Below are 13,296 nucleotides of genomic sequence, written 5' to 3'. Positions count from 1 at the left end.
CCCCGTCCGCACATTTCGGCCTTACTGTGGAACTAATATGTAGAAACGCACGTTAGTCGGCATAAACTCGCCTATACAGGTGTTGGATTAGTTTTCCGGTGGGGGAAGTCTTGATGTCACAACTGCGCGCATTTGCCTATCTCGTTCAATATGTCCTGCAGCGTCTGGCGATCGCGCTTTTCGTCGTCGCGGCACTGGTCTTGGGGGGTGCCAGCGTGATGGCGGCACTGGGCCAGTGGCAATGGATCAGTCTGGCGGTCCAATATCAGGGCCAGCCTGTCGAAAATGCCGGGATGTATGCCCAACTTGGTCTGACGGCACTGGCCATCGGCCTGTGTTTCTTCCTGCCGTCGAACAGCCGGATTATGCAGCTTGAAAACTCGCACCGCACATTCGCCATCGGGATGCAGGACGTCGCCCGCGCCTATGCCGCCGTACATGCCGCCGACCGCGCCGCGATCTTTCAGATGAGCTCGGAATTCGACGCAGTGCGCGAACGGCTGACCTACCTGCGCGATCACCCAGACCTGTCGACACTGGAACCTGCCGTTCTCGAAGTTGCGTCGCAGATGAGCCACATCTCGCGCGAACTGGCAGATGTCTATTCCGACACCAAGATCGAGCGCGCCCGCAATTTCCTCAAGCAGCGCCAGGAAGAAGTCGAATTGTTCAACAGCCGTCTTGATCAGGCCAAGGGTATCTCGAACGAAATGCGCCACTGGCTGCACGAGGTCGAGCTGGAAGAAAGCGTAGCCGCCGCACAGTTGGAACGCCTGCGCACCCAGATGCGCGAGATGATGCCCGAACTGGGCATGGAGCACCGTCACACCGCCGAGGTGACCCGCCTCGACAACGGTGTCGTCGAAATGCCGAAAGCCGCCGAGTAATCTGCAAATGCGTGGCGGGGCGGTTTTTGCTTTGACGCCGCCTGCCCCCTGCTTCACAAGTCCCCATGGCCAAATCAACCGCGTCCTTCTCCTGCGCTGAATGTGGCGCGCATCACACCAAATGGTCCGGGCGTTGCGACGCCTGTGGCGCGTGGAATTCCATCACCGAAGATAAAGGCATCTCTGCCGGGCCGCCCAGCAAATCGCTGGGTGCGAAACGCGGCAGCGCCATGGTGCTGACCGATCTGGCGACGCAGGAAACCCCGCCACCGCGTGCCAATTCCGGCATCGCCGAGTTGGATCGCGTTCTGGGCGGTGGGTTGGTCCCTGCCTCGGCCATTCTGGTGGGCGGCGATCCCGGCATCGGTAAATCGACCCTTTTGTTGCAGGCGGCGGCACATTTCGCCAATTCAGGTCTGAAAACCATCTATGTCAGTGGCGAAGAGGCCAGTGCGCAGGTCCGTATGCGCGCCGCGCGTCTGGGCCTGTCGGACGCCCCGGTAAAACTGGCGGCCGAGACCAATCTGCGCGACATCCTGACCACGCTCGAGGCCGAGCGCCCGCAGCTGGCCATCATCAATTCGATCCAGACCATGTGGGCCGACAACGTCGAAAGCGCCCCCGGCTCTGTCAGCCAGGTCCGCGCGGCGGCGCATGAGCTGACCAGCTTTGCCAAACGGCGCGGCGTGTCCGTGATCCTTGTTGGTCACGTGACCAAGGACGGTCAGATCGCAGGGCCGCGCGTTGTCGAACATATGGTCGATACGGTGCTTTATTTTGAGGGCGAGCGCGGCCACCAATTCCGCATTCTGCGCGCGGTCAAGAACCGCTTTGGCCCGGCGGATGAAATCGGCGTGTTCGAAATGACCGGTTCGGGACTGGCCGAGGTGACGAACCCCTCTGCACTGTTCCTGTCTGAGCGTGGCCAACCCTCGCCCGGATCCGTGGTGTTTGCAGGTATCGAAGGCACCCGGCCCGTGCTGGTGGAATTGCAGGCGCTTGTCGCCCCTTCGCCCCACTCACAGGCCCGCCGCACGGTTGTCGGCTGGGATCAGGGCCGCCTGGCGATGATCCTCGCCGTGCTCGAAGCGCGCTGCGGCATCCCGTTTGCGGGCCTTGATGTCTATCTCAACGTCGCAGGCGGGCTCAAGATATCCGAGCCCGCAGCCGATCTGGCGGTTGCAGCGGCCATTCTTTCTGCGCGCGAAGACGTGGCATTACCCGCCGAAACCGTTGTTTTTGGCGAAATCAGCCTGTCCGGCGCGCTGCGTCCCGCCACCCAGACCGAAAACAGGTTGAAAGAAGCGCAAAAACTTGGTTTTACCTCCGCCATTGCACCCAGTGGCGGAAAAGCCGTGGGCGCGACCGGAATTGCGCTGAACACGATGAGCGATCTGACCGGATTTGTAGGCGAAATTTTCGGGGCGGGTTGATCCCCCCAACATAAGGGCAAGACGCGCATGGAAGGTTTTACCATTATCGACGGGGTTGTGGCTTTGGTCATCGTCCTATCTGCCCTGTTGGCCTATGGCCGCGGGCTGGTACGCGAAATGATGGCCATTGTCGGCTGGATCGCCGCCGCCGTTCTGGCATTCCTCTTTGCCCCGCAGGTCGAACCGCTGGTGCGTGAATTGCCTGTAGTGGGGGAATTCCTTGCCGATAGCTGCGAATTGTCGGTGATCGGGGCGTTTGCGCTGGTCTTTGCCGTGGCGCTGATTGTGGTGTCGCTGTTTACCCCGCTGTTTTCGTCGCTGGTGCAGCGGTCGGTGCTGGGGGGTATCGATCAGGGACTAGGTTTTGTCTTTGGCGTCGCGCGCGGTATCCTGCTCGTGGCGATTGCGTTTTTTGTCTATGACACCGTGATCACCGGCGAACGCATCACCATGGTCGACGAAAGCCGCTCTGCCACCGTGTTTTCCCGCTTTACCGGGCAGATCGAAGAGCAAGACCCCGAACAGGCACTGGGCTGGATCACCACACGCTATGAGGCGCTGGTGGGCTATTGCGGCGAATAACACCGCGTACGGATTAGCAACTCGTTAGGGGTTAACCAGTTAACATCGGGGCCGAGCATGAGGCCCTGATCTTGGAAACGCCCGATTTTACACATCTGGATTATGTCCAGTTCCCCGTTTTCGTGCTCGTCGTGCGCGATGACGGGGTGCCAGTCTATATCACCCTGAACGCCTTTGGCCGTGCCATTGCCAAACGCCCGCTGAGCGATTTTATGGGCCGCTCCGCGCTCGACATCTATCCCGGCGCCTTTGGTCGCACCGCCTATGCCCGCCACTGCGAGGTCGCCGACAAGGGTGCTGCCATGACCTATGAACTTGACCTGCCGCTTGGCGGCGTCACCCGCGCAATTCGCACGACGCTGGTGCCTTGCCGCGACGACACAGGCGCGGTGCGCTATCTTTACGGCACCTCCCATGATGTCACCGCCGACCGTGCCACCCATGAGGCGCGGATCAGTTATGAAACCGTCATGGCCGAGATGGAGCAGTTTATCGCCCTCGCCGCCCATGACCTGCGCGCGCCGATGCGCAACATTGCCCTGCTGGCCGACATGCTGCGCGAGGATTTTGTCGATTACGGCGACGGCAAACTGGAACTCATCACGATGATGGAAGACGTCGCCACCAAGTCCATGGCGCTGATCTCTGACGTGCTGTCACACGCCCGCGCCGGTGCGCCCAACGAAAGCGCCGCTGCCACCTTCAATTTTGCCGCCCTGTGTCTTGACATCTGTGATGTGCTCGATCCGCAGGGCCACCATAAAATCACGGCAACTCAGGCGGATCTGACGACAGACCGCACGGCCCTGCAAATCGTGCTGCGCAACCTGCTCGACAATGCCATCAAATACGGCGGCCGCGCGGCGCTGGAGATCGACATCACGGTCCGCGGCGCGGCGGAGGGTACAATTGCCGTGACGCTAACCGACAACGGGGTCGGCTTTTCCGACCCGGCGATCGTGTTCCTTGACGGTGGCGCGCTCAAGATCGACAGCGGTTATGGCCTGTTGGGTGTCCGCCGCCTGATCGCCGCGCGACAGGGCGAAATCTGCGCCACCAATTCCGAAACCGGCGGTGCCGTGATCCGCTTTACCCTGCCCGGAACATGGGCCGGCGCAACCGCATCGCTGGGCGACACTGCGCTGTCTTTGCCACAGATAGATGAAATCACCCCAACCGAAGGCCGCCAAACCCCTTAACTGCAAGGTCTTTCGCAGACCACGGTGGCCCCGCGCATGTTTCCTGTCACATCCCTGTCACCTGCGGGGTGACAGGGGCGCGCTTAGCGCCTACATAGGCACCGACCCCACACCCGGATTCGGAGCTGCCCCGTTGTCCAAGATCATGCCCCCCGCCCATCCTTTCGACACATCCTATCTGCGCGACGCAGATGACGGTGACAAACTCAAGGAAGAATGCGGGGTGTTCGGCGTGATCGGCGTCGCCGATGCCTCCAACTTTGTGGCGCTTGGCCTGCACGCGCTGCAACACCGCGGGCAAGAGGCCGGCGGTATCGTCAGCTATGACCCCGAAGTCGGTTTTCAATCCGCCCGCCGCTTTGGCTATGTGCGCGATAACTTTACCTCGCAATCGGTGATGGAAACCCTGCCCGGCGAATTGGCCATCGGCCATGTGCGCTATTCCACTTCCGGCTCCAAGGGGCCGACAGCGATCCGCGACGTGCAGCCGTTCTTTGGCGAGTTTGCCATGGGCGGGGCCGCGATTGCCCATAACGGCAATATCACCAATGCCAATGCCCTGCGCCGCGAATTGATCGAACGCGGCAGCATTTTTCAGTCCTCCTCAGACAGTGAATGTATCATTCACCTGATGGCCCGTTCACTGCAACGCAACATTCCCGAACGCATGGAAGACGCCCTGCGCCGGGTCGAAGGCGCGTTTTCCATCGTTGCCATGACCCGCACCAAGCTGATTGGCGTGCGCGACCCGCTGGGCGTACGCCCGCTGGTGCTGGGCCGCGTCGGTGATGGCTGGGCGCTGTCGTCTGAAACCTGTGCGCTGGATATCATCGGGGCAGAGTTTGTGCGCGAAATCGCACCGGGCGAAATGGTGGTGATCACGACCAAAGGTGTCGAAAGCCACTTCCCCTTCCGCCGGATGGAGCCGCGTTTCTGCATCTTTGAACATGTCTATTTCTCGCGCCCCGACAGCATCCTGGGGGGCCGCAGCGTCTATGAAACCCGCGAGGCAATTGGCCGCGAACTGGCGAAGGAAAGCCCGGTAGATGCCGATCTGGTCTGCCCGGTCCCCGACAGCGGGACCCCTGCGGCGATCGGATACAGCCTGCAATCGGGTATCCCCTACGCCATGGGGATCATCCGCAATCAATATATGGGCCGAACCTTTATCGAACCCACCGAACAGATCCGCAACATGGGCGTGCGTCTGAAACTCAACGTCAACCGCGCCCTGATCAAGGGCAAGCGGGTGATATTGGTGGACGATTCCGTGGTCCGCGGCACCACCTCTCGCAAGATCAAGGAAATGATCCTTGATGCCGGGGCGGCCGAGGTCCACTTTCGCATCGCGTCGCCGCCCACCGCCTGGCCGTGCTTTTACGGTGTCGATACGCCCCAGCGCGAAAAGCTGCTGGCCGCGACGATGTCCGAGGACGAAATGCGCGATCATCTACAGGTCGACAGCCTCAAGTTTATCTCGCTCGACGGGCTTTACCGCGCCGTCGGCGAGGCCGAGGGCCGCAACGCCAAATGCCCGCAGTATTGTGATGCCTGTTTCTCGGGTGAATACCCGGTCACCCCGGCAGATCAAATTGATCAGGGGTTTCAGATGAAGCCGGCAGCAGAGTAATCTGCTGCCGCTTTCTGTCAGCACGGCCCGCTATACCGACGGGATGCAAAACGCCCCTGCCGCCCTTTTGGCCCGCATCGCCACCTGGCCCGCGCCCGCGCAGCACGCGCTGTGGACGTGTCGGGCATGGTTTCATGACATCGCCAAACGTGACGACATCGGCCCGCTGGACGAGGCGCTAAAGTGGAATCAGCCCTCCTGGCGGCCCAAACGCCCGCGTACCGGTTCGACACTGCGCCTGCTCTGGGACGAACAGCAGCCCGGTGATCTGGCGTTCTTTGTCGATTGCAAAACCGATATCGCCGCCCGGATGCAGCATCTGTACCCCGACCTGCCTGCCAACGATGGCCGTCGCCGCATTGCGGTATCTCTTGCCGCACCGCTGCCAGATGACGCAATCAGCCATTTGGCCGAGATGACCTTTTGCTACCACCGCGCCCCGCGCAGCTGAGCAAGATCGGCACGCTCCCGCTATCCCGGCATTCTGAGGCGCTAAATTCCTTACATCCCCTGAACCTCCGCCCCTCCGCGGCGGCCTCATCGGCCATGCCCCGCCGACCCTGCGGCAGGGTTTTGCCCAGCCAGACCCACCCCCCTTTCGCGGCGGTGCAGCACCGCATAGCTGATCGGCTTGCGCGCCCTTCACGAGTCGCGCCCGCACCCGAATGCGAAAGGACGAATATGGCAAGCGATGGCACACCCACCCCTGACAAGGTGACCCAACTGGCGACCGAACGCGCCGCCCTTCCCCGTACGGCACTGATCGGGGTATTTGGCAACAGCGCCGCCCCCGGCGCGCTGGTTCTGGAACGCGGCGGCAAGGTCAGCCGCGTCGGCATCGGCGACCGCGTGGCAGGCGGCGTTGTGGCCGCAATCGGAGAAGACGCACTGGTGCTGTCCAGCCGCTCTGGCAACAAGGTCTTGCGCCTGCCCAAAAGCTGAGGTTGGGCCGCTGGCCCACCCAAAGACTTGACGCGCCCCGCCGCGCGGTGCACATCCCAGCCATGATAAAAACTGCACTGATCACCGGCGCGTCACGCGGCCTTGGTGCCGCGCTGGCCACGGCGCTGGCCCCCACCCATCACATTATCGCCGTTGCCCGTACCACGGGCGCGCTGGAAGAGCTCGACGACCGCATTCAGGCGGGCGGCGGCAGCGCCACGCTGGCACCAATGGATGTCACCAACGCCGATGCAATGGCGGTGCTTTGCCGGGGCATTCACGACCGCTGGGGCAGGCTGGACCTGTGGCTGCACTGTGCCGTCCACGCGGCCCCTTTGACGCCCAGCGATCATATCGACCCCAAGGACATGGACAAATCCATCGCCTGCAACATCACCGCCACCGCCCGGCTGATCACCTTTGTCGCGCCATTGCTGGGGCAATCAGGTCAGGCCGTATTCTTTGACGACCCGCGCGCCGGGGCCAAGTTCTTTGGCAGCTACGGTGCCACCAAGGCGGCACAGATCGCGTTGGCGCGGTCGTGGCAGGCCGAAACAGCGCAGATCGGGCCGCGCGTTGCGATCCTGACGCCTGATGCGATGCCCACAGCGACCCGCGCCCGTTTCTTTCCCGGCGAAGACCGTGCGCCGCTGGCCGATCCGGCGGCGCAGGCGGCTGCGGTATTGGCGCAACTTTCAGACATCACTGCCCCCTAAACACCCCGTCGGCGGCCCACACCGCTTGCCGCCGCGCGGCCCCTCGCCTATCAAGGCAAAAAGGGGCCATTCATGCGTATTCTGATCACCAATGACGACGGCATCAACGCGCCGGGTCTGGCCGTACTGCGTGACATCGCCACCGAACTTGCAGGCCCCAAGGGCGAAGTCTGGACCGTTGCCCCCGCCTTTGAACAATCCGGCGTCGGCCATTGCATCAGCTATACCAAGCCGATGATGATCACCGAACTGGCCCCGCGCGTCTTTGCCACTGAAGGATCGCCCGCCGATTGCGTGTTGGCCGCGCTGCATGATGCGATGACGGCCGCACCGCCTGATCTGCTGCTGTCGGGCGTGAACCGGGGCAACAACGCCGCCGAAAACACGCTGTACTCCGGCACCATTGGTGCTGCGATCGAAGCGGCCTTGCAGGGGTTGCCGGCCATCGCGCTGTCGCAATACTACGGCCCTGCCAACCGCGATCTGGAAAACCCGTTCGAGGCCGCCGCCGCATATGGCGTCGAAACCTGCCGCCGTATCCTCGACAATATGCCCGACCATGCGTCAGGCTACCGCCTGTTTTTCAACGTGAATTTCCCTCCCGTCGCGGCAGCGGATGTGCGTGGCATTCGGCTGGCGGCACAGGGGCTGCGGCCCGATACCAATTTCAGCACCGAACCGCATCTGTCCCCGTCCGGGCGGCGGTTCTTATGGATCAAGGGCGGCGACCAGCGTGTGCAGACCGCACCGGGCAGCGATGCCTGCGTCAACCTTGACGGCTATGTCTCGGTCACACCGATGCGCTGTGACCTGACCGATCATGCCGCGCTGGCCAGCCTCACGGGCATTGACACATGAACGAACCGCCAATCTCCGAGGCGGAACGCAAGATGCAGTTTCTTTATGCGCTGCGGTCCAAGGGGGTGACGGACGCGCGCGTGCTGACCGCGATGGAGGCCGTCGACCGCGGCCCCTTTATCCGCGGCCTCTTTGCCAACCGCGCCTATGAGGACATGCCCCTGCCCATCGCCTGTGGCCAGACCATCAGCCAGCCGTCGGTGGTGGGACTGATGACGCAGGCGTTGCAGGTCTCGCCCCGTGACAAGGTGCTCGAGATCGGGACCGGATCGGGCTATCAGGCCGCGATCCTCAGCAAACTGGCGCGCCGGGTCTATACCATCGACCGGCACAGCCGTCTGGTGCGCGAGGCCCGCGTGGTGTTCGAGGCGCTGGATCTGTCCAACATCACCGCCATTACCGCCGACGGCAGCTATGGGTTGTCGGAACAGGCCCCGTTTGACCGCATTATCGTGACCGCAGCCGCCGAGGACCCGCCCGGCCCGCTTCTGGCCCAGCTCAAGGAAGGTGGCATCATGGTGCTGCCAGTCGGGCAATCCGACACCGTGCAGCACCTGATCCGGGTGCGGAAAACCGCAGAGGGCCTTGAATACGACGAAATGCGGGCCGTCCGCTTTGTTCCCCTACTGGAAGGGTTGGGCAAAGACTGATAAATGCGCTATAGTAGCGAAAATCCCGGACCACACGGGATATGATGATGAGGACATGCAGATGCGTCACCCTTCCTTTCGCCGCCATGCGCGGTTGACCCTGCTGGCAGGCAGCAGCGCCATCGTTCTGGCCGGCTGCGAAGGCCAGCCACTGGATTTTGATCTGCGCGGCGGGTTCGGCGATGGGTTCAGCACCGCTCAGGCGGCCACGGCGCCGCTGGCGGACCGGCCCCAGCCTGACAGTCGTGGCGTGATTTCCTACCCGAATTATCAAGTTGTCGTTGCGCAGCGCGATGACACGCTGGGGGATGTCGCCGCACGGGTCGGCGCGGATGCAGGCACGCTGGCGCGCTACAACGGCATCGCCCCCGACGCGCGGCTGCGCAAAGGTGAAATCATCGCCCTGCCAAATCGTGTGGCCGTGGCCCCCAGCGGCAACAGCAGCAACAGCAGCGGCGGTGTTGATATCGCGGGCCTTGCGGGTGGGGCGATCAACCGCGCTCCGGCCACCCCCGGCGTGCAAACCGCAGCCCTGCCCCCGGCAACGGTCGCCCCCGCGCCTGCCACCCAGACCGGCAAGGAACCTGTGCGTCACCGCGTTGAACGGGGCGAGACGGCCTATACCGTGGCGCGGCTCTATAATGTGCCGGTCAAATCGCTGGCCGAATGGAACGGCCTTGGTCCGGACTTTGCCATTCGCGAGGGGCAGTTCCTGCTGATCCCCGTGGCCCAGCAAAACCCACCGCGCACTGCAACCGCTGCCGCCGCACCTGCCGCACCGGCACCGGCCACAACTGCCCCTGGCACCGGCAGCCCCACACCCACGCCCCCTTCGGCCGCGAAACCTCTGCCCAAGGACGACACCGCCAAACCTCTGCCCGCTGCGACAGCCCCGGCCAAACCTGCCGCCGATGTCGGCAAGACCACCACCCCCGCGAAAGCCAGCAAGATGCAGGCGCCCGTGCAAGGGCCGATCATCCGGGCCTATTCCAAAGGCAAGAATGAAGGCATCAACATCAAGGGCAGCCCCGGTGGCGCCGTTAAGGCCGCGAACGCCGGCACTGTCGCCGCGATCACCAAAAGCGCCGATGGCATCCCGATTGTGGTGGTCCGCCACGCCGACAACCTGCTCACGGTCTATGCCAACGTGGCCAATGTGTCGGTCGCCAAGGGTGACAGCGTCAGCCGGGGTCAGCAGATTGCCAAACTGCGGGCAGGCGACGATTCGCATGTCCACTTTGAGGTCCGTAAGGGTTTCGACAGCGTCGATCCCACGCCCTACATCCAATAACGCCCCTGAACCCATGACTGCATGACTGTGGTGAGAACAAGGCGCACCGCTGTGGTGCGCCCTCAACTATCTCTAAATTGCCTTGCATTTGTCTAAAACGAACGGTTTCTGCCGCACCGACGCCCCGTTGCCAAATTAGAAACAGTCCAACGCAATAGATGGCGATTGGACAGTTCATGCCCGAGCATTTTGGCTATACCAACACAATTTTCGGCAGCCAGTCGACGGTGGACGGCGTAGCCCACAACTATGCCTATGGTCCCGCAACAGGCGCGGATTGGCGCTATTCCGGGCCGGACACCTATTTTGTGGTCGATGAAAACACCGGCGCCACGAATTTCAACGGCGACGCCACCAACGAAGAGGTCGGCGCCCAAGAGCGCATCGGCGGGGCGTGGCAGCAGACCACCACGATTGACGGCGTCGACCGCCAATTGATCTATGATTACACCTTTCAGGTCACAGATGGCGTCACCACCTGGGATGTCGCGGTGATCGACGTCGATCTTGACAACAACGACACGATCTCAGGCACCACAGAAAACGGCTTTTACCTGGTTTTCCCCAATGGAATGCCCCCTGCCGACACCGACCTGAGCGTTGTCGGTATCAGCGACAACAGCGACAGCGTCCTGCACTCGACGATGGGGGGCAGCGTGGTCTGTTTCGCGGCGGATACCCTGATTTCCACCGCAGAGGGACGCGTGTCGATTGACACTCTTGCCCTGGGTGACCGGGTCAAGACCCGAGACGGCGGGCTTCAACCGATCGTCTGGATCGGCCAGACTACCGTGCCTGCCAAGGGCGATCTGGCCCCGATCGTGATCCGCAAGGGCACGTTGGGCAACGATGAAGATCTGGTCGTGTCGCCCCAGCATGCTATCCTGCTGGACGACTGGCGCGCCGAGTTCTTCTTTGGCCAGGATGAGGTGCTGGTGCGGGCGGTTGACCTGCTGGGCCATGACGGAGTTTACCGCAAGCCCGGCGGCAGCGTCACCTATGTACACCTGCTGCTAGAGGCCCATCACCTTGTGCGTTCCGAAGGGGTGTGGAGCGAAAGTCTCTATCCCGGTGACATGACACTGCAGACCGTGAACACAGCGGCGCGGGACGAGATTTTGGCGTTGTTTCCGGACCTTGGCAGCTACGGGCCCAAGGTTGTGCCCTGTATCCGGCCGTTTGAGGCGGTGTGTCTGGCCTAGGGCAGGATTAACCGGATGGCTGCGCGGTCTGACAGGCGGCCCCCGCCGGACCTGAGCGGTACGCCCGGGGGGGCCCGCCCCCCAGACCCGAGCGATACTCCTGGGGGGCCAGCCCCCAGACCCGAGCGATACATCTGGGGGGCCAGCCCCCCAGACCCCCCGAGGGTATTTGAAACTCAGAAAAGTATGACAAAGGGCGTTATCCGCCTTTGACGGCAACGCCTTTGCGGCCGGCGAGATCGACAAAATACTGCCATGCAACACGGCCCGATCGCGCGCCGCGGGTGGCTTGCCATTCCACCGCCTCACTGCGCAGCGTCGCGTCGTCGATCGTGACGCCAAAGGCGTCGCAATAGCCGCGGATCATTGCCAGATATTGATCCTGGTCGCAGGGGTGAAACCCGAGCCAGAGGCCAAAGCGGTCCGACAGCGATACCTTCTCCTCGACGGCTTCCGACGGATTGATCGCGCTGCCGCGTTCGTTTTCAATCATGTCGCGCGGCATCAGGTGGCGGCGATTTGACGTGGCATAAAGCACCACGTTGTCAGGCCGCCCTTCGATACCACCATCCAACACCGCCTTGAGCGATTTGTAATGCGCGTCGTCATGGCCAAAGCTGAGGTCGTCACAAAACAGGATAAACCGCTGCTGCGCCCCGCGCAGCAGGGCCAGCAGGCGGCCCACCGACGGCAGGTCTTCGCGTTGCAGCTCGACGATGCGCAGCCCGTCATGTGACGCGTGAACATCGGCGTGTATGGCTTTGACCAGGCTGGACTTTCCCATGCCGCGCGCGCCCCAGAGCAGGGCGTTATTGGCGGGCAGCCCGGCGGCGAACTGGCGTGTGTTGGCCAGCAGCGTGTCGCGCGCCCGGTCGATGCCGATCAGCAGCGGCAGATCGACCCGGGCCACCTGTGCCACCGGCACCAGACGGTCAGGGTCGGTGTGCCAGACAAAGGCGGTCGCCGCGTCAAAGTCCGGGGCGGCCAGCGGTGCCGGGGCCATCCGCTCCAGCGCCGCCGCAATCCGGTCCATGGGGTCGTCTATCACAGCAGGTCTTCCTCGTCTTCGTCGTCGTAGTAGCCTTCTGCGCGCAGTTTTTCTTCACGCTTGGTCTCGACGCGGCGCACCAGGAGGATCGAAATTTCATAAAGCCCGTAGACCACCACGAAGAGGATCACTTGGGTGATCACATCGGGGGGGGTGACCAGCGCTGCCAGCAACAGAATCCCGACAACCGCGTATTTGCGCACATTGCCAAGCCCCTCGGAGCTGACCAGCCCGGCCTTGCCCATCAACGTCAGCAGGACGGGCAGTTGGAAACACAGGCCAAAGGCCACGATAAACTTGATCGTCAGCGACAGGTATTCCTGGGCAGACCCCTGAAAGGCGATGGCGGCAATGCCGTTTTCGCCCTCCGGCCCCTCACCGACCAATGTGCCAGCCTGTTGAAATCCAAGGAAGAAATCAAAGGCCAGCGGCGTGACGACGTAAAAGGCAAAGGCAGCGCCAAGGAAGAACATCAACGGCGAGGAGATCAGGAAGGGCAGGAACGCGCCCTTTTCGTTCTTGTAGAGGCCCGGTGCAACGAAGCGCCACAACTGGTAGCTGATATAGGGGAACCCAAGGACCAGACCGCCGAGAAGCGAAATCGAAATGGCGACAAAGAAACCTTCCTGAAGCTTGATCAGGATCAGCCCGCAATCGTCCTGCCCGCGTTCGGCCATGGCCGAGCAGAGCGGGTTGGTCAGAAAGTTGAAGATCGGGTTCCAGACGGTGAAACAGATGATCATGCCGATGATGAAGACGATCACCGAATGAATGAGCCGCGTGCGCAGCTCGGCCAGATGTTCGATCAGCGGGGCTGAGCTGTCGTCGATGTCGTCAATGTCGTCGGTGGTGCTCATT

General features: G+C 62.5%; 14 protein-coding genes. 12 read left to right on the top strand and 2 right to left on the bottom strand.

Features of this window, described 5'->3' with window-relative positions; translation table 11 throughout:
• Window positions 1-113 precede the first annotated feature (113 nt).
• The 12 genes from AC1965_RS06915 (at window position 114) to AC1965_RS06860 (ending at window position 11,390) form a co-directional block, all read left to right on the top strand.
• A complete protein-coding gene (locus tag AC1965_RS06915; RefSeq protein ID WP_483886548.1) occupies window positions 114-887 on the top strand; it encodes a DNA repair protein in 774 nt (257 codons plus the stop codon).
• Between the two features lie 65 nt (window positions 888-952).
• Entirely contained in the window at window positions 953-2,320 is a 1,368-nt protein-coding gene (gene radA / locus AC1965_RS06910) for a DNA repair protein RadA (protein ID WP_483886547.1), read from the top strand.
• A 27-nt stretch (window positions 2,321-2,347) separates the two neighbouring features.
• Complete coding sequence (locus AC1965_RS06905) at window positions 2,348-2,902, top strand: CvpA family protein (RefSeq protein WP_483886546.1); 555 nt, start codon at window positions 2,348-2,350, stop codon at window positions 2,900-2,902.
• 71 nt (window positions 2,903-2,973) lie between these two features.
• Window positions 2,974-4,101 carry a PAS domain-containing sensor histidine kinase gene (locus AC1965_RS06900; RefSeq protein ID WP_483886545.1) on the top strand — a complete coding sequence of 376 codons (1,128 nt, stop codon included), beginning with the start codon at window positions 2,974-2,976 and terminating at the stop codon, window positions 4,099-4,101.
• 145 nt (window positions 4,102-4,246) lie between these two features.
• Complete coding sequence (purF, locus tag AC1965_RS06895) at window positions 4,247-5,731, top strand: amidophosphoribosyltransferase (RefSeq protein ID WP_483886544.1); 1,485 nt, start codon at window positions 4,247-4,249, stop codon at window positions 5,729-5,731.
• A 43-nt stretch (window positions 5,732-5,774) separates the two neighbouring features.
• Entirely contained in the window at window positions 5,775-6,182 is a 408-nt protein-coding gene (locus tag AC1965_RS06890) for a hypothetical protein (RefSeq protein ID WP_483886543.1), read from the top strand.
• A gap of 230 nt (window positions 6,183-6,412) precedes the next feature.
• Window positions 6,413-6,673, top strand: a complete 261-nt coding sequence (locus tag AC1965_RS06885) for a pilus assembly protein PilZ (protein ID WP_483886542.1) — start codon at window positions 6,413-6,415, stop codon at window positions 6,671-6,673.
• 62 nt (window positions 6,674-6,735) lie between these two features.
• The gene (locus AC1965_RS06880; protein WP_483886541.1) at window positions 6,736-7,389 is read left to right on the top strand and encodes an SDR family NAD(P)-dependent oxidoreductase; all 654 of its coding nucleotides are present in this window, start codon (window positions 6,736-6,738) and stop codon (window positions 7,387-7,389) included.
• 72 nt (window positions 7,390-7,461) lie between these two features.
• Window positions 7,462-8,247 carry a 5'/3'-nucleotidase SurE gene (surE, locus tag AC1965_RS06875; RefSeq protein ID WP_483886540.1) on the top strand — a complete coding sequence of 262 codons (786 nt, stop codon included), beginning with the start codon at window positions 7,462-7,464 and terminating at the stop codon, window positions 8,245-8,247.
• Window positions 8,244-8,897: a protein-L-isoaspartate(D-aspartate) O-methyltransferase gene (locus AC1965_RS06870; RefSeq protein WP_483886539.1), complete on the top strand. Its 654-nt coding sequence runs from the start codon at window positions 8,244-8,246 to the stop codon at window positions 8,895-8,897. The genes surE and AC1965_RS06870 overlap by 4 nt, the downstream gene beginning before the upstream one ends.
• 55 nt (window positions 8,898-8,952) lie before the next feature.
• Window positions 8,953-10,188 carry a peptidoglycan DD-metalloendopeptidase family protein gene (locus tag AC1965_RS06865; RefSeq protein WP_483886538.1) on the top strand — a complete coding sequence of 412 codons (1,236 nt, stop codon included), beginning with the start codon at window positions 8,953-8,955 and terminating at the stop codon, window positions 10,186-10,188.
• A gap of 158 nt (window positions 10,189-10,346) precedes the next feature.
• The gene (locus AC1965_RS06860) at window positions 10,347-11,390 is read left to right on the top strand and encodes a Hint domain-containing protein (RefSeq protein ID WP_483886537.1); all 1,044 of its coding nucleotides are present in this window, start codon (window positions 10,347-10,349) and stop codon (window positions 11,388-11,390) included.
• Window positions 11,391-11,589: 199 nt separating this feature from the next.
• On the opposite strand, the gene AC1965_RS06855 is transcribed toward AC1965_RS06860, so the two are convergent.
• Window positions 11,590-12,438, bottom strand: coding sequence for an ATP-binding protein (locus tag AC1965_RS06855; RefSeq protein ID WP_483886536.1), 849 nt, complete (start codon window positions 12,436-12,438; stop codon window positions 11,590-11,592).
• Window positions 12,435-13,295: a twin-arginine translocase subunit TatC gene (tatC, locus tag AC1965_RS06850; RefSeq protein ID WP_483886535.1), complete on the bottom strand. Its 861-nt coding sequence runs from the start codon at window positions 13,293-13,295 to the stop codon at window positions 12,435-12,437. The genes AC1965_RS06855 and tatC overlap by 4 nt, the downstream gene beginning before the upstream one ends.
• Window position 13,296: the final 1 nt, after the last annotated feature.

This window comes from Sulfitobacter sp. KMM 9851, from assembly GCF_057178245.1.
The sequence above is the reverse complement of the archived record's forward strand: the minus strand, read 5'-3'. Positions and strand labels throughout refer to the sequence as shown.

Excerpts from the sequence above, each read along its gene's own strand:
- AC1965_RS06915 (WP_483886548.1), top strand. The coding sequence starts at position 114 with ATGTCACAACTGCGCGCATTTGCCTATCTCGTTCAATATGTCCTGCAG.
- AC1965_RS06890 (WP_483886543.1), top strand. The coding sequence starts at position 5,775 with ATGCAAAACGCCCCTGCCGCCCTTTTGGCCCGCATCGCCACCTGGCCC.
- purF (WP_483886544.1), top strand. The coding sequence starts at position 4,247 with ATGCCCCCCGCCCATCCTTTCGACACATCCTATCTGCGCGACGCAGAT.
- radA (WP_483886547.1), top strand. The coding sequence starts at position 953 with ATGGCCAAATCAACCGCGTCCTTCTCCTGCGCTGAATGTGGCGCGCAT.
- AC1965_RS06865 (WP_483886538.1), top strand. The coding sequence starts at position 8,953 with ATGCAGATGCGTCACCCTTCCTTTCGCCGCCATGCGCGGTTGACCCTG.
- AC1965_RS06905 (WP_483886546.1), top strand. The coding sequence starts at position 2,348 with ATGGAAGGTTTTACCATTATCGACGGGGTTGTGGCTTTGGTCATCGTC.
- surE (WP_483886540.1), top strand. The coding sequence starts at position 7,462 with ATGCGTATTCTGATCACCAATGACGACGGCATCAACGCGCCGGGTCTG.
- tatC (WP_483886535.1), bottom strand. The coding sequence starts at position 13,295 with ATGAGCACCACCGACGACATTGACGACATCGACGACAGCTCAGCCCCG.
- AC1965_RS06860 (WP_483886537.1), top strand. The coding sequence starts at position 10,347 with ATGGCGATTGGACAGTTCATGCCCGAGCATTTTGGCTATACCAACACA.
- AC1965_RS06880 (WP_483886541.1), top strand. The coding sequence starts at position 6,736 with ATGATAAAAACTGCACTGATCACCGGCGCGTCACGCGGCCTTGGTGCC.
- AC1965_RS06885 (WP_483886542.1), top strand. The coding sequence starts at position 6,413 with ATGGCAAGCGATGGCACACCCACCCCTGACAAGGTGACCCAACTGGCG.
- AC1965_RS06870 (WP_483886539.1), top strand. The coding sequence starts at position 8,244 with ATGAACGAACCGCCAATCTCCGAGGCGGAACGCAAGATGCAGTTTCTT.